The sequence below is a fragment of the Lentzea sp. NPDC006480 genome, from assembly GCF_040611995.1.
In the GTDB taxonomy this organism is placed as follows: domain Bacteria; phylum Actinomycetota; class Actinomycetes; order Mycobacteriales; family Pseudonocardiaceae; genus Lentzea.
The window spans coordinates 1-14,457 of sequence record NZ_JBEXPJ010000212.1 but is presented as its reverse complement, the minus strand read 5'-3'; the positions used below and the strand labels follow the sequence as shown (position 1 = coordinate 14,457).

The 14,457-nt window shown below is 67.7% G+C and carries 16 protein-coding genes; 9 read left to right on the top strand and 7 right to left on the bottom strand.

Going from position 1 to position 14,457, the window contains the following annotated elements:
- Window positions 1–151 precede the first annotated feature (151 nt).
- Window positions 152–325, bottom strand: a complete 174-nt coding sequence (locus ABZX92_RS41705; protein ID WP_355571005.1) for a hypothetical protein — start codon at window positions 323–325, stop codon at window positions 152–154.
- A gap of 158 nt (window positions 326–483) precedes the next feature.
- Here ABZX92_RS41705 and ABZX92_RS41700 point away from each other — a divergent pair, with 158 nt between their 5' ends.
- Window positions 484–1,416: a carbohydrate kinase family protein gene (locus tag ABZX92_RS41700; protein ID WP_355571007.1), complete on the top strand. Its 933-nt coding sequence runs from the start codon at window positions 484–486 to the stop codon at window positions 1,414–1,416.
- Window positions 1,417–1,459: 43 nt separating this feature from the next.
- On the top strand, window positions 1,460–2,224 hold the full coding sequence (locus ABZX92_RS41695) for a class I SAM-dependent methyltransferase (protein ID WP_355571004.1): 765 nt from the start codon (window positions 1,460–1,462) through the stop codon (window positions 2,222–2,224).
- 39 nt (window positions 2,225–2,263) lie between these two features.
- On the opposite strand, the gene asnB is transcribed toward ABZX92_RS41695, so the two are convergent.
- The gene (asnB, locus tag ABZX92_RS41690) at window positions 2,264–4,192 is read right to left on the bottom strand and encodes an asparagine synthase (glutamine-hydrolyzing) (RefSeq protein ID WP_355571003.1); all 1,929 of its coding nucleotides are present in this window, start codon (window positions 4,190–4,192) and stop codon (window positions 2,264–2,266) included.
- A gap of 180 nt (window positions 4,193–4,372) precedes the next feature.
- Here asnB and coxB point away from each other — a divergent pair, with 180 nt between their 5' ends.
- Window positions 4,373–5,305, top strand: a complete 933-nt coding sequence (coxB, locus tag ABZX92_RS41685; protein ID WP_355571002.1) for a cytochrome c oxidase subunit II — start codon at window positions 4,373–4,375, stop codon at window positions 5,303–5,305.
- A gap of 14 nt (window positions 5,306–5,319) precedes the next feature.
- The gene (locus ABZX92_RS41680) at window positions 5,320–5,736 is read left to right on the top strand and encodes a cytochrome c oxidase subunit 4 (RefSeq protein WP_355571001.1); all 417 of its coding nucleotides are present in this window, start codon (window positions 5,320–5,322) and stop codon (window positions 5,734–5,736) included.
- A gap of 247 nt (window positions 5,737–5,983) precedes the next feature.
- Here ABZX92_RS41680 and ABZX92_RS41675 read toward each other — a convergent pair whose 3' ends face one another.
- From ABZX92_RS41675 to ABZX92_RS41660, 4 genes are all read right to left on the bottom strand, one after another.
- Window positions 5,984–6,667, bottom strand: a complete 684-nt coding sequence (locus ABZX92_RS41675; protein ID WP_355571000.1) for a lysophospholipid acyltransferase family protein — start codon at window positions 6,665–6,667, stop codon at window positions 5,984–5,986.
- A gap of 144 nt (window positions 6,668–6,811) precedes the next feature.
- Window positions 6,812–7,864, bottom strand: a complete 1,053-nt coding sequence (gene trpD / locus ABZX92_RS41670; RefSeq protein ID WP_355570999.1) for an anthranilate phosphoribosyltransferase — start codon at window positions 7,862–7,864, stop codon at window positions 6,812–6,814.
- A gap of 6 nt (window positions 7,865–7,870) precedes the next feature.
- Complete coding sequence (locus tag ABZX92_RS41665; protein ID WP_355570998.1) at window positions 7,871–8,281, bottom strand: hypothetical protein; 411 nt, start codon at window positions 8,279–8,281, stop codon at window positions 7,871–7,873.
- A gap of 66 nt (window positions 8,282–8,347) precedes the next feature.
- Window positions 8,348–8,737 (bottom strand): hypothetical protein, encoded by a 390-nt coding sequence (locus ABZX92_RS41660; RefSeq protein WP_355570997.1) that lies wholly within the window; start codon window positions 8,735–8,737, stop codon window positions 8,348–8,350.
- Window positions 8,738–8,830: 93 nt separating this feature from the next.
- Here ABZX92_RS41660 and ABZX92_RS41655 point away from each other — a divergent pair, with 93 nt between their 5' ends.
- From ABZX92_RS41655 to ABZX92_RS41640, 4 genes are all read left to right on the top strand, one after another.
- Window positions 8,831–9,442: a heme-copper oxidase subunit III gene (locus ABZX92_RS41655; protein ID WP_355570996.1), complete on the top strand. Its 612-nt coding sequence runs from the start codon at window positions 8,831–8,833 to the stop codon at window positions 9,440–9,442.
- Between the two features lie 61 nt (window positions 9,443–9,503).
- Window positions 9,504–10,316: a c-type cytochrome gene (locus tag ABZX92_RS41650; protein ID WP_355570995.1), complete on the top strand. Its 813-nt coding sequence runs from the start codon at window positions 9,504–9,506 to the stop codon at window positions 10,314–10,316.
- A complete protein-coding gene (locus tag ABZX92_RS41645; RefSeq protein ID WP_355570994.1) occupies window positions 10,313–11,440 on the top strand; it encodes a ubiquinol-cytochrome c reductase iron-sulfur subunit in 1,128 nt (375 codons plus the stop codon). The genes ABZX92_RS41650 and ABZX92_RS41645 overlap by 4 nt, the downstream gene beginning before the upstream one ends.
- Window positions 11,437–13,089, top strand: coding sequence for a cytochrome bc complex cytochrome b subunit (locus tag ABZX92_RS41640; RefSeq protein WP_355570993.1), 1,653 nt, complete (start codon window positions 11,437–11,439; stop codon window positions 13,087–13,089). The genes ABZX92_RS41645 and ABZX92_RS41640 overlap by 4 nt, the downstream gene beginning before the upstream one ends.
- A 109-nt stretch (window positions 13,090–13,198) precedes the next feature.
- On the opposite strand, the gene ABZX92_RS41635 is transcribed toward ABZX92_RS41640, so the two are convergent.
- Window positions 13,199–13,486, bottom strand: coding sequence for an Lrp/AsnC ligand binding domain-containing protein (locus ABZX92_RS41635; protein ID WP_045309335.1), 288 nt, complete (start codon window positions 13,484–13,486; stop codon window positions 13,199–13,201).
- A gap of 131 nt (window positions 13,487–13,617) precedes the next feature.
- Between ABZX92_RS41635 and ABZX92_RS41630 the strand changes: the two genes are divergently transcribed.
- Entirely contained in the window at window positions 13,618–14,328 is a 711-nt protein-coding gene (locus ABZX92_RS41630) for an aquaporin (RefSeq protein WP_355570992.1), read from the top strand.
- Window positions 14,329–14,457 lie beyond the last annotated feature (129 nt).

Sequence of the window (14,457 nt, the reverse complement as noted above, 5' to 3'; positions counted from 1 at the left end):
TCGGCAGCCTGAGCGACGCGGTCGAGCTCGCCGAGGAGCAGCTGCGGGTGCACGCACTGACGGGAACGCGGCCTCTCGCTGTGTTGATCGAACGCGCCGTGTGGATCGAAAGCTGTGTACCGGGAACCGGACTGGTGATCAGCCCAGAGGTTCAGACGCCATACTCGGCCAGGCCTTCGACCTGGTGGGCGCACCGCTCGTCGACCTCCCAGGGCGCGGCCGCGCGCGGGGCGGGAAGGGGGTGCTCGGGATGCGTCAGAGCGAAGGGGAGCTGCGCGCAGTCCTCGATCAGCTCACTCATCGTGCTCGCCTCAGGGATCGTCACGTCCCGACCGTATGACGGTGGTCTGACCTGCGGTAGCCCTACCAAACGGTAGTCTTCACAGCTGCACTCATCCGGGTGAGTTGTCACGTAGAGCAACAAGGGAAAGAGGAGCCGACGTGCCGGTAGCCGTGTGCGGCAGCATCGCGACCGACCATCTGATGCACTTTCCGGGCCGATTCGCGGACCAGCTGGTCGCGGAGCGTCTCGACCGCGTGTCGCTGAGCTTCCTGGTCGACGACCTCGTGGTCCGCCGCGGCGGCATCGGCGCGAACATCGCGTTCGGCCTCGGCGTCCTCGGGGTGCGCCCGGTGCTCGTCGGTGCCGTCGGCAAAGACTTCGACGACTACCGCTCGTGGCTCGAGCGCCACGGCGTCGACACGTCGGGCGTCTACGTGTCCGAGGTCGCGCACACCGCGCGGTTCGTCTGCACGACGGACGACGACATGTGCCAGATCGCCTCCTTCTACGCCGGTGCGATGGCCGAGGCGCGCAACATCGAGCTCGCCCCGATCGCGAACCGCGTCGCCGACATCGAGCTCGTCGTGATCAGCCCCGACGACCCCGCCGCGATGCTGCGCCACGCCGAGGAGTGCCGCCAGCGCGGCTACAAGTTCGCCGTCGACCCGTCGCAGCAGCTGGCCCGCATGGACGGCGACCAGGCACGCGCGTTCATCGAGGGCGCCGAGTACCTCTTCAGCAACGACTACGAGTGGGAACTGCTGCTGCAGAAGACCGGCTGGACCGAGGCCGACGTCCTCGCCCGCGTCGGCAAGCGCGTCACCACGCTCGGCGCCAAGGGTGTCGAGATCGTCGACAGGGACGGCTTCTCACTGCACGTCCCCGCAGTCCCCGAGGTCGCGAAGACCGACCCCACCGGTGTCGGCGACGGCTTCCGCGCGGGCTTCCTGGCCGGCATCACCGCGGGCCTGAGCATCGAGCGCGCCGCCCAGCTCGGCTCGTTCATCGCCGTCGAGGTGCTCGAAACGGTCGGCACGCAGGAGTGGGTGCTGGAGCGCGAGGCAGCGCTCGCCCGCATCCGCGGCGCGTTCGGCGACGAGGCGGCCGAGGAGATCGCTCCCGTCCTGCCGTGATCGCAGTGATGATCGCGGTAATGATCACTGGCATGATCGGACAATGGGGACGTACCTGTTCGGTGGCACCGGTGAGTTGCTCGACCCTCAGTTCGACGCGCTGAGCTCCCTGCTCGACGCGGGCACGTTCGCCCGCGTCGAGCAGCTCGGCATCGCGGACGGCTGGCGCTGCCTGGAGATCGGGGGCGGCGGGGGATCGGTGGCGAACTGGCTCGCCGACGTCGTCGCGCCGTCCGGGCACGTCACGGTCACCGACCTGGACGTCACCCGGCTCGAGGAGCGCGACAACGTCACCGTCCTGGAGCACGACGTAGTATCCAATATATTGCCCGGCAACGCGTTCGACCTGGTCCACGCCCGGCTGGTGCTGTTCCACCTCCCCGCCCGCGACACCGTTCTGCGCAAGCTGCGCGACGCGTTGCGCCCTGGCGGCTGGCTCGTGCTCGACGAGTTCGACTGCCTTCCGCTCGAAGTCCTCAAAGCGGCGCCCGCCGACGCGAAGCTGATCATGCGGGTGAAGAACGCCCTGCTGACGTTGCTCGAACAGGCGGGTGCGGAGCTGGCGTGGGGCGCGCGCATCGAGAAGGCGTTGCTCGACACCGGCCTGAACGACGTCAGCGGCTCACGCGAGGTGCAGGAGTGGGAGGGCGGCTCACCGGGCTGCCGGCTGCTCGCCACCTCCGCGCGCCAGGTGCGCGCGAAGCTGCCGCTCTCCGACGGCGAGTTCGACCGCTATCTGGAGCTCATGGCCTCGCCCGAGACCGTCATCAGCTCGTACGCGATGTGCAGCGCGCAAGGCCGCAGGTGAAGCGAAAGGGCCCCTCCGGAGAGGGGCCCTTCGACACAGTTAGAGCTTGACCGGGTAGTGCGGTTCCGGCACCACCGGCTTGATGCGGCCCTCGACGAAGATGCCGTGCCAGATCATGAACACCAGCAGCGCCCAGATGCGGCGGCTGTGGTCGATGATCCCGGACCGGTGCTCCTCGATCAGCCGCAGCACCGCGTGCTTGTCCAGGTACTGGTCCGTCTGCGACGTGCGGACGATGTCGACGGCCCAGTCGTGCATCTCGTCCTTGAGCCAGTGCCGGATCGGCACCGGGAAGCCGAGCTTGCGGCGGTTCAGCACGTGCGCCGGCACGATGTCGCGGATCGCCTTGCGCAGCGCGAACTTCGTCGTGTCCTTGGTGATCTTCAGCTCGCTGGGGATCTGCGAGGCGATCTTGAAGACCTCGGGGTCCAGGAACGGCACCCGCAGCTCCAGCGAGTTCGCCATGGTCATCTTGTCGGCCTTGACCAGGATGTCGCCGCGCAGCCACGTGAACAGGTCGACGTGCTGCATGCGCGTGACCGGGTCCCAGTGCTGCGACTCGCGGTACGGCTGGGCCGTGACGTTCATGTGCGAGACGTTCGGGTCGTACGTGCGCAGGACCTCGCGCAGCTGCGGGTCGAGGAAGATGCGCGCGTTGCCGTAGTAGCGCTCCTCCAGCGAGAGCGCGCCGCGACGCAGCAGGTCCTTGCCGCGCACGCCCTGCGGGATCTTCGTCGAGACCTTGCCCATCGCCTTGCGCAGCGCACCCGGCACCTTCTCGAACGCCGCCAGCGACAACGGCTCGCGGTAGATCGTGTAGCCGCCGAACAGCTCGTCCGCGCCCTCACCGGACAGCACGACCTTCACGTGCTGACGCGCCTCACGGGCGATGAACCACAACGGCACCAGCGCCGGGTCGGCCACCGGGTCGTCGAGGTACCAGGTGATCAGCGGCAGGGAGTCCATCATCTCCTGCGCGCTGACCGTGCGGACGACGTGCTTCACGCCGATCAGCGCCGCCGACTCCGCCGCGACGTCGACCTCGGAGAAGCCCTGCCGTTCGAAACCGGTCGTGAACGTGATCAGGTCAGGGTTGTGCTCCTTGGCGAGCGCCGCGACCACGGTCGAGTCGATGCCGCCGGACAGGAACGAGCCGACCGTCACGTCCGCGCGCATGTGCTTGGCGACCGAGTCGCGCAGCGCCGCCGTGATCTCGTCGTAGAGCGCGTCCGCCTCGGCCTCGCTGCGCACCGTGCGCACCTTGAAACTCGCCGGGAAGTAGCGCTCGAACTTCGGCGACTCACCCGGCGTCAGCGTGAACGAGTGCCCGGACTCGACGCGGAAGACCTGGTCGTGCAGGGAGGCGGGCTCCGGCACGTACTGCAGCGTCAGGTAGTGCTGCAGGCCCTTGACGTTCATCTTCGGCTCGATGCCGAGCGTCGGGGCGATCTCCAGCAGGACCTTCTTCTCGCTGGAGAACGCGACACCGGCCTGGCCCTGCGCCCAGTACAGGGGCTTGATGCCGAACGGGTCGCGGCCGCCGAACACGACGCCGCGCTCGGAGTCCCAGATCATGAAGGCGAACATGCCGCGCAGCTTCGTGATCGCCGCGGGGCCGAAGTAGTGGTAGGCGGCGACGATCGTCTCGGTGTCGCCGTCGGTGTGGAAGACCGCGCCGTAGGACTCGGTGAGCTCCGCGCGCAGCTCCAGGTAGTTGTAGATCTCGCCGTTGAAGTTGATCGTGTACCGGCTCGGCGCCTCTGGCGGGCCCCAGGTCAGGGGCTGGTGGGAGTGCTCGATGTCGATGATGGCGAGGCGGTTGAAGCCGAACACGACCTCGTCGACCCGCCGGGTTCCGCTCTCGTCCGGGCCGCGGTGGCGCATGCAGCGCAGCGCGGCCTCCACCGCCGGGCGTGCGCTCTCGGCCTCGTTCTCGCTAGGGCAAACAAGTCCTGCCAGGCCGCACAAGGGTCTCGCACCTCACAAGAAATACGACGGGGAAGACTTCAGTATGCCGAAGCGGCTCTGTGTGACCGAAACTGCACCGCAGCGGCAGTGCCCCCAAGGGGTGAGCGAGGTTGCGCTGGGCTACGCTCCCGCTTGATCCGTTGGCACGGCAGTAGTTGTGAACGAGGAGGCGGGCGAGCAGTGGGCCTGAAGGAGGGCACCAGGGCATCCCGGCTGGCGAAGACCGCCGGGCTGGTCGGCCTGGTCGGTATCGGGGCCACCGGTTGCTCCACGGACGAGGTGCTGCGCTTCGGCTGGCCGGTGGCCGTCACGCCGCAGGCCGAGAGGATGCGCGAGCTCTGGACCTGGTCCGTGATCGCCGCGCTCGTCGTGGGCGTCATCGTGTGGGGCCTGATCTTGTGGTCGGTCGTTTTCCACCGCAAGAAGTCGGAAGAGCTGCCGCGCCAGACGGCGTACAACCTCCCCCTGGAGATCGTGCTCATCGTCGTGCCGACGGTGATCGTGGCGGTCCTGTTCTACTTCACCGCCATCACGCAGAACTACGTCACGGACAAGTCGGCCAAGCCCGACGTGAACGTCGACGTGATCGCGTTCCAGTGGAACTGGGAGTTCCAGTACCCGGACTTCAAGACCGACGAGGGCAACGTCGTCAGCACGGTCGGCACCTCGGGCGAGATCCCGGTCATGGTGCTGCCGGCGCACAAGCGCATCCAGTTCAAGCTGCGCTCGACGGACGTCATCCACTCGATCTTCGTGCCGGAGTTCCACTTCAAGCGCGACGTCTTCCCGATGCCGGAGAAGAACAACCAGGACAACGTCTTCCAGATCGACCAGATCGACCGTCCCGGTGCGTTCGTCGGCCGGTGCGCCGAGCTGTGCGGCTCCTACCACTCCGCGATGAACTTCGAGGTCCGCGCCCTTGAGGAGGCCGACTTCGACAAGTACATGGAGTACCGCAAGGAGATCAACGAGAAGACGGGCAAGCCGTACACCACGGCCGAGGCGCTCGCGAAGGTGGGCTGCAAGGACTGGTGCTCGCCGCTCGCCACCACGACCACCCCGTTCAACACCGACCGGACCGCCCGCGAGGCCTCCGGCTCGGGTCAGAAGTAGGGACACACAACGCGATGAAGATCGAAGCTCGCGTATTCGACCTGGTGATGGGTTTCTCGTTCCTGATGGCCGTCGTGTACGGCTTCTGGACGCACTCGGCGACCGGCCACGTCGAGCCCACTGGCACGGTGGCGCTCGCGCTGACCGGTGGCCTGGCCCTCATCACCGGCACCTACTTCCGGTTCGTGTCCCGTCGCATCGAGGTGCGGCCTGAGGACAACCCCGAGGCCGAGGTCTCCGACGGCGCCGGTGAGCTGGGCTTCTTCAGCCCCGGCTCGTACTGGCCGGTCGGTCTCGCGGCCGCGGCGGCGACCGCCGGTGTCGCGGTGGCGTTCTGGCACGTGTGGCTGCTCGTGATCGCCATCATCATGGTGCTGATCATGGTCGGCGGCCTGGTGTTCGAGTACCACACCGGCCCCAACCACGACTGATATCCGATATATCGGATACTGCTCGTCCGAGGCCCTCTCCGTTCGCGGAGGGGGCCTCAGTCGTTCGGAACCAATATCCAGTATGTGATGTATCGCATATCGGATATCGGCGGCGTCCGATATATCGCATATCGCCGCGCATTGACGCTCGCGCCCTGATATCCCGTATATCGCATATTGCGCGAAAGGGCCCTCCCCGCCGAGACGGCAGGAAGGGCCCTTTGCGGTCCTGAACGCGCTGCTGAGGCTACGCGGCGACGGTCACCTTCTCCGGGGTCTTCTGGTACGCGTCGACGTACTCCTGGCCGCTCAGGTCCAGGATGCGGTAGATGATCTCGTCGGTGACGCTGCGCAGCACCGGCAACGACTCCTGCATGCCGTCGTAGCGGCTGAAGTCGAGCGGCTCGCCGAACCGGACGGTCACGGGGACGATCCTCGGGATCTTGCGGCCGACGGGCTGCACCTTGTCCGTGCCGATGATGCCGACCGGGATGACCGGCGCGCCGGACTCCAGCGCCATGCGGGCCACACCGGTGCGACCGCGGTGCAGCATGCCGTCCAGCGACCGGGTGCCCTCGGGGTAGATCGCGAACGCGTCGCCGCGGGCCAGGATCTCGGCGGCCGTGTCGAGCGCGGCGCGGGCGTCGCGGCCCTTGCCGCGGTGCACCGGCACGTGGCCGAGCGACGAGAAGAACCAGCGGGACAGCGCACCCTTGAACCCGGTGCCGGTGAAGTACTCCGCCTTGGCGAGGAACGACACGCGCCGCGGGACCACCATGGGGATCACGACGCTGTCGATGAAGCTGAGATGGTTCGCCGCCAGGATGACCGGTCCGTCGGTGGGGATGTTCTCCAAGCCCTCCACCACGGGGCGGTAGACGACTCGGGCTGCGCGCGCGACGACATGCTTCATCACCGGGTAGAGGACCATGCCTCCAGCATTCCAGGTGGCGATTGCCTGCGCGTTACCACGTGGTGCGCATCTCCGGCCCGTCACTCGCTCGGACTACACCGATGCGGCGGCCGTGCGAGGACGGTCACGCGTCAGCGACGACGCGTGACCGAATCACCCGTCTCAGCCCTTCAAGGACCGCGAGAGCTCCACCCAGCGAGTCAGCAACGACGCTGCCTTGCCCGAGTCGACGGCCTCGGCCGCACGACCCAGCGAGGCGGTCAGGTCGGCGTGCAGGTCGTCCGAGAACCCGCCGTGCGCCGCGATGGCCCCGGCCGCGTTCACGAGCACCGCGTCACGCACCGAACCCGGCTTGCCGGCCACCAGGTCGCGGACCACCTGGGCGTTGACGGACGCGTCGCCGCCCTTCAGGTCCTCCTCGCGCGCGGGCTTCACCCCGAGCACCGCGGGATCGATCGTCTCCGTGCGCACGACACCGTCCTGAGCGAGCCAGGCCGAGGTCGTGGTGGTCGTGGTGATCTCGTCGAGGCCGTCGTCACCGCGCACCACCAGAGCGGTGTTCCGACGGCGGGCGAACACCCCGGCGATCAACGGCGCCGCAGCCGCCCGCGCGCACCCGATCAGGCCGACCTGGGGCTGTGCCGGGTTCGTCAGCGGGCCGAGCAGGTTGAACGACGTCGGGATGCCGATCTCGCGCCGCACCGGGCCCGCGTGCCGGAAGCCGGGGTGGAACACCGGCGCGAAGCAGAAGCCGATGCCCAGCTCGGCCACGGTCGCCCGCACCCCGTCCGGCGGCAGGTCGATCGCGACGCCCAGCTCCTCCAGCACGTCCGCCGTGCCGCACTGCGACGACGCCGCGCGGTTGCCGTGCTTCACCACTGGAACGCCCGCAGCGGCCGTGATGATCGCGGCCATCGTCGAAATGTTCACCGAACCGGAATGATCGCCGCCGGTGCCCACGATGTCGGCCGCCCGCACGCCCACGTCGAACCGCCGGGCGTGGTTGAGCATCATCGTGGCGAGGCCGTCGATCTCCTCCGGCGTCTCGCCCTTGGCGCGCAACGCGACGATGAACGCCGCGATCTGGGCCTGCGTCGCCTCGCCCGACATGACCTGGTCCATGCCCCAGGACGTGTCGTCGGCGGTCAGGTCGACGCCGTCGAGAAGTCTGTTGAGCAGTGTTGGCCAGGTGCGCCCTGTCGCATTTTCTGGCACCGGGGATCAGCCCCTGACGACAGGAAGTGCCAAGCCCCGCAGCACCTCGGCCACGGTCTCGGCGGCGGCCAGCGGGTCGAGCGGGTGCACCAGCACCGCGTCGGCCTGCGACCAGGTCGCGAGCCAGCGGTCGTCCTTGCGGCGGACCGCGACGACGATCGGCGGGCAGTTCGTGATCTCGTCCTTGAGCTGGCGGGACAGGCCCATGCCACCGGTCGGCTGCGCCTCGCCGTCGAGGATCAGCAGGTCGACGGTGCCGTTGTCCACCTCGTAGAGGACGTCGGCGATCGCACCGGCCTCCACGTAGTCGACGCGCGGCAGATCCGGCGCCGGGCGGCGGCCGACGGCAGTGATGATCGTCTCACGCACCTCGGGCCGGTGGCTGAACACCAGGATCTTCGTGGTCTGCGTGCTCATCTCACGATCCTCCGCTGCTACTGCTGACTGCGGTCCTGAAGAAAAGTGACCAAGGTCGCCGCGATGTTATCGGGCGGGTTGCAGGGCGTCCCACCCCAGGGCTTCGCCGCCCAGCCGCTGCGCCAGCGACGCCATCCGCGAGCGCTCCTGGGCGCAGTGCAGAGCGTCCAGCTTCTGCACGCGACTGATATGCGATATATCACCGGCGACGAGCACCCAGCCGTCCGGTGTGAGCAGTTCTCGCGCGCGTTCTACCTGCTCAGACGGTATGCGAACGTGGTGACGGAGCACGGCGAGCTCGTCCGGACGCCACTCCGGCGAACGGGCCAGAACGGCCGAATCCGCCTCCACGATGTCGAACGCCTCGACGACCACGACGAGCCCCGGATCGTCGATCGACAACGAGGGTTCGTCACGTCGGCCCAGCAGATCCCGCAATCGGCCCAGCAAACCCATCCGTTGATCTCCTCGCGATCACCGGCTGTGTGACCCAGCCGACCCATGATCCGCCCAGGACCCGATGGGCGGACGGAAATAGCGCAGGCAATAATGCTGCCCGTGACCACGGCAGCGCCTTCAATCGGCCAGCGCGTGCACTCGCTGAACCGCCCGAACATGGTCAGCGTCGGCACGATCGTCTGGCTGTCCAGCGAGCTCATGTTCTTCGCTGGCCTCTTCGCCATGTTCTTCACGGTGAAGGCCCAGAACACGGCGGAGCACTGGCCGCCCCCTCCTACGCACCTCAACGTGCCCTACGCGGCGGTCTTCACGATCATCTTGGTCGCGTCGTCCTTCACCTGTCAGTGGGGCGTGTTCGCGGCGGAGCGCGGCGACGTCTTCGGTCTGCGTCGCTGGTACATCGTGACGTTGATCATGGGCGCGATCTTCGTGGGCGGCCAGGCGGGTGAGTACTTCACCCTCGTCGAAGAGGGCACGACGATCCCCTCGTCGGCCTACGGCACCGTCTTCTTCCTGACGACCGGCTTCCACGGCCTGCACGTCATCGGCGGTCTGATCGCGTTCGTCTTCCTGTTGATCCGGACGAAGCTCAGCAAGTTCACGCCGGCACAGGCCACCGCATCGATCGTCGTGTCGTACTACTGGCACTTCGTCGACGTCGTGTGGATCGGCCTGTTCGCCATCATCTACATCGTGCCCTGACCTAGTCAGCACGCAGCCAAGCCACGAGCTCCCGAACTGACAGCAAGGGTTGCCGCACACCATGACCACCACGACGAAACGCCCGCGCGGCGCCCGCACGAAGCTGCGCCGCCGGGTCGCCGGACTGCTCGCCCTGGGCTTCGGCCTGCTGAGCGCCGGCATGCTGTTCGCCGCGTTCGCGCCCACCGCCCAGACCGCCCAGGCGCAGCAGCAGGACGCCCTGGTCCGCCAGGGCGAGCAGATCTACCTGAACACCTGCGCGGGCTGCCACGGCAAGTCCCTCGAGGGTGTCAAGGACCGCGGGCCGAGCCTGATCGGCGTCGGCGACGCCGCGGTCTACTTCCAGACCTCCTCCGGCCGCATGCCCATGGCGCGGCAGGAGGCGCAGGCCACTCGCAAGCCCACGAAGCTCTCCGCCGAGGAGATCAGCGCGCTGATGGCCTACATCACCGCGAACGGTGGCGAGGGCCCGAAGAAGCCCGCTGAGTCCGGCGAGGCCCTGCGCGGCGACAACCCGGCGCGTGGTGGCGAGCTCTTCCGCCTCAACTGCTCGAGCTGCCACAACTTCACGGGTCGTGGTGGCGCGCTGTCGTCCGGCAAGTTCGCGCCGACGCTCGACGGGGTGACCGAGGAGCAGATCTACACGGCGATGCTGACCGGCCCGCAGAACATGCCGAAGTTCGGCGAGCGCCAGCTCACGCCGGAAGAGAAGAAAGACATCATCGCGTACGTCAAGTCGGTGACCGACGGGAACAACAACTCCGGCGGTAACCCCCTGGGCGGGTTCGGACCCGTCTCGGAAGGCTTGATCGCATTCATCGTGGGCATCGCCGCGCTCATCGGCGTGACCCTCTGGATCGGAGCCAAGGCATGAGCGGCGACAAGCCGACCGAGCTGCCCAGCGAGGCAGAGCTCGCGGAGATGAGCCGGGACGACCTCGTCAAGCTCGGCACCAAGCTGGACGGCGTCGAGATCGTCCACTACGAGGAGCGGTTCCCCGTTCCCGGCACGCGCGCCGAGCGTCGTGCCCAGCGCGTGGTCGCGACCTGGTTCATGATCTCCGCGCTGGCGGGTCTCGCGTTCCTCGGCGTGTTCCTGTTCTGGCCGTGGCGGTACGAAGCCCCCTCGAACGAAGAGGGCCACCTGCTGCACATGCTCTACAACCCGCTGATCGGCCTGTTCCTGGGCCTGTCGGTGCTGGGCCTGGGCATCGGCGCGCTGCTCTACACCAAGAAGTTCATCCCGGACGAGATCGCGGTGCAGCAGCGCCACGACGGTCCGTCGGCCGAGGTCGACCGCGCGACGCTGGTCGCCGAGCTCGCCGACGCCGGCGAGCGCAGCGGCATCGCCCGCCGCAGCCTGATCAAGCGCACCGCGGGCCTCGGCGCCGGTGTGCTGGGTCTGGGCGTGGCGGCCGTCCCGCTGGGCGCCCTGATCAAGAACCCGCACGCGGACAGCGAGACCAAGGCCTCGCTGTGGCACACCGGCTGGAAGGCCGAAAAGGGCGAGAAGGTCTACCTCCGTCGCCACACCGGCAACTTCCACGAGGTCTCGCTGGTGCGTCCCGAGGACGTCGAGCCCGGCGGCTTCGAGACCGTGTTCCCGTTCCGCGAGTCGGAGCGCGACGACGAGCACGCCCTGGTCGCGGCCCTCAAGCGGGCCGACGCCCCGGTCATGCTCATCCGCCTGCGCCCGAACCAGGCGGTCACGAAGCGCGCCGGTCAGGAAGACTTCAACTTCGGCGACCTGTTCGCGTACTCGAAGATCTGCACGCACCTCGGTTGCCCGACCTCGCTGTTCGAGCAGCAGACCGGTCTGCTGCTCTGCCCGTGCCACCAGTCGCAGTTCGACGTGTTCGAGTACGCCAAGCCGCGGTTCGGCCCGGCGACCCGTCCTCTTCCCCAGCTACCGATCACTGTGGACGAAGAGGGATACTTGGTTGCCCGCAGCGACTTCATCGAGGCTGTGGGTCCGGCGTTCTGGGAGCGGAAGTCATGAGTGCCATCACCACGCCGACGAAGCCGGCCAACGCGGCCGCGCGCGTCGCAGGGGCGGCGGCCAACGCTGCCGACGAGCGGTTCCATGCGGCCAAGGGCCTTCGTCATCAGCTGAACAAGGTCTTCCCGACGCACTGGTCGTTCCTGCTCGGTGAGATCGCGCTGTACAGCTTCATCGTGCTGCTGCTGTCCGGTACGTACCTCGCGCTGTTCTTCGACCCGTCGATGACCGAGGTCACCTACAACGGCTCGTTCGAGAACCTGCGCGGCATCGAGATGTCGCGGGCGTTCGCGTCCACGCTCGACATCTCGTTCGAGACGCGCGGTGGCCTGTTCGTCCGCCAGGTGCACCACTGGGCGGCGCTGCTGTTCATGGCCGCGATCGTCGTGCACATGTTCCGGATCTTCTTCACCGGCGCGTTCCGCAAGCCGCGTGAGATCAACTGGGTCATCGGCATCGTGCTGTTCATGCTCGGCGCGATCGAGGGCTTCCTCGGCTACTCGCTGCCGGACGACCTGCTCTCGGGCACCGGTCTCCGCGTGATGGCGGCGCTGCTGATCTCGTTCCCGGTCGTCGGCACCTGGATCAACTGGCTGATGTTCGGCGGGGAGTTCCCCGGCACCAACATCATCCCGATGCTCTACACCGCGCACATCCTGCTGATCCCGGCGATCATCCTCGGCCTGATCGCGGCGCACCTCGCGCTGGTCTGGTACCAGAAGCACACGCAGTTCCCAGGCGTGGGCCGCAAGGAGACCAACGTCGTCGGCGTCCGCATCATGCCGGTGTTCGCGGCCAAGGGCGGTGGCTTCTTCGCCATCGTCGTCGGTGTCATCGCGATCATGGGTGGCGTCTTCCAGATCAACCCGATCTGGAACTTCGGCCCGTACAACCCCGCGCAGATCTCCGCCGGTTCGCAGCCGGACTGGTACATGGGCTGGACCGACGGCCTGGTCCGCATCTGGCCCGCGTGGGAGTTCTACCTGGGCAACTACACGATCCCGGCGCCGTTCCTGCCGTTCATCCTCGGTCTGCCACTGCTGACCGGTATCGCGGCGGTGTACCCGTGGATCGAGAAGAAGATGACCAAGGACTACGCGCACCACAACCTGCTGCAGCGCCCGCGTGACGTGCCCGTCCGCACCGCGCTCGGCTGGATGGCGATCACGTACTTCATGGTCCTGCTGCTCATGGGCGGCAACGACATCTTCGCGTACAAGTTCGACATCTCGTTGAACCTGACGACGTGGATGGGCCGCATCGGCATGCTGATCCTGCCGCCGATCGCGTACTTCGTGGCCTACCGAATCTGCATTGGCCTGCAGCGCGGCGACCGCGAGGTGCTCGAGCACGGTGTCGAGACCGGCATCATCAAGCGCCTGCCGCACGGCGAGTTCATCGAGATCCACCAGCCGCTCGGCCCGGTGGACGACCACGGCCACCCGATCCCGCTCGCCTACCAGGGCGCGTCGGTGCCGAAGAAGATGAACAAGCTCGGCTCGGCCGGTCACCCGGTCGCCGGCAGCACGTGGTCGCCGGACCCGGTCGAGGAGACCGTGGCCCTGGAGAACGCGAAGCACAAGAACCTGCTGGAGCCCGCTCCGGAGCAGGCCGAGCTGGCCGGCAAGCCTGCCGACCCGAAGGCCTGACCTGCTTTTGGAAGTGTGAAAAGCCCCCGTGAACCATCACGGGGGCTTTTCGTTACGTCAGTTGCGCCGAATGATTTGCCGCGCTGTGCCGTTCGTGGTGCTGTGGTGACTACTGCGCGTCGTCCAGGCCGATGGCGAAGGCCGCCTCGTCGTCTCGCTTCGAGTAGCTGCGGAACGCGATGTGCGTGTCGGTGTTCAGCACGCCCGCGACCTTGCTGATCTTGCCGGGCACCAGCGCGGCCAGGTCCTCGTGCTTGCTCACCCGCACGAGCGCGATCAGGTCCACGTCACCTGCGCAGGAGTACACCTCGGTGACGCCGTCGATGTCGGCGATCTCCTGCGCAGCCTCGGGAATGCGTTCGGCGGCGGCCTGGATCAGCACGATGGCGGTGACCACGCTGTCCTCCTCTGGTCTCAGCACGGGTAACTAAAGCACTCGTAGTCTGCCCTACCGGCTTATCGCTGGCGTGAGGACGTCACTGCGAGCGTGGGTCGCCTCATTCCCCCCGTTGTTGTTGAGGTGAACCCGTGTTCGCACGCAAGCTGATCGCCGAGGTGGCCGGTACGACCATCCTCTGCCTGTTCGGAATCTCCGCCGCCGTGTCCGTGGTCGCCGCGGGCGAGCCTTCCGGTCTGTTGATCGTCGCCCTGGCTCATGGGTTGGCGTTGATGGCCGGCATCTACGCGTTCGGCGCCATCTCCGGCGCGCACTTCAACCCGACCGTCACCATCGCTCTCGCCGTGTCCGGTCGCGTGCCGTGGCGCGAAGTGCCGGGCTATGTCGGCGCGCAGCTTCTCGGTGGCGTCCTCGCCGCGTCTCTCGCTCACGTCGTGCACGGTCCGCGTGCGCTGGAGGCGGGGCTGGGCGCGACCGCTTTCGGTTCCGGCGTCACCGTCACCCAGGCCTTCGCCGCCGAAGCCCTCGGTGCGTTCATCCTCGTGACCGCCGTCTTCGCACTGGCCGTCAACCCCGGCGCTCCTCGCGGCCTGCACGGCATCGGCATCGGCCTGGCTCTGGCCACCCAGATCCTCGCGTTCGGTCCGGTCGCGGGCGCCTCGGTGAACCTCGCCCGCACGTTCGGCCCCGACGTCGTGCTCACGTTCGCGGGCGGCGACCCGTCTTGGAGCCAGCTGCCGGTGTACCTGATCGCCCCTGTTTTCGGCGGCATCCTGGCGGCCGGCCTCTACGCCCTGATGACCTCCACGTCCCGCCGCGTGAACGTCCCCAGCCCCCGCTAGCTTGTCCGTTTGTCGACATCCCAACTGATATATCGGTGCGCCCCACCCGCCCTGACCAGCCCAAACCGGACCACCGGGTGATCGTCTACCACCAGCACCGTCTGAGGCTGTCGGACCGGCAGGGAGAAC

Coding starts and splice junctions, on each gene's coding strand:
- ABZX92_RS41640 (WP_355570993.1), top strand. CDS start 11,437: ATGAGTGCCATCACCACGCCGACGAAGCCGGCCAACGCGGCCGCGCGC.
- ABZX92_RS41650 (WP_355570995.1), top strand. CDS start 9,504: ATGACCACCACGACGAAACGCCCGCGCGGCGCCCGCACGAAGCTGCGC.
- ABZX92_RS41655 (WP_355570996.1), top strand. CDS start 8,831: ATGCTGCCCGTGACCACGGCAGCGCCTTCAATCGGCCAGCGCGTGCAC.
- ABZX92_RS41695 (WP_355571004.1), top strand. CDS start 1,460: ATGGGGACGTACCTGTTCGGTGGCACCGGTGAGTTGCTCGACCCTCAG.
- ABZX92_RS41675 (WP_355571000.1), bottom strand. CDS start 6,667: ATGGTCCTCTACCCGGTGATGAAGCATGTCGTCGCGCGCGCAGCCCGA.
- ABZX92_RS41645 (WP_355570994.1), top strand. CDS start 10,313: ATGAGCGGCGACAAGCCGACCGAGCTGCCCAGCGAGGCAGAGCTCGCG.
- ABZX92_RS41665 (WP_355570998.1), bottom strand. CDS start 8,281: ATGAGCACGCAGACCACGAAGATCCTGGTGTTCAGCCACCGGCCCGAG.
- ABZX92_RS41700 (WP_355571007.1), top strand. CDS start 484: ATGCACTTTCCGGGCCGATTCGCGGACCAGCTGGTCGCGGAGCGTCTC.
- ABZX92_RS41660 (WP_355570997.1), bottom strand. CDS start 8,737: ATGGGTTTGCTGGGCCGATTGCGGGATCTGCTGGGCCGACGTGACGAA.
- ABZX92_RS41680 (WP_355571001.1), top strand. CDS start 5,320: ATGAAGATCGAAGCTCGCGTATTCGACCTGGTGATGGGTTTCTCGTTC.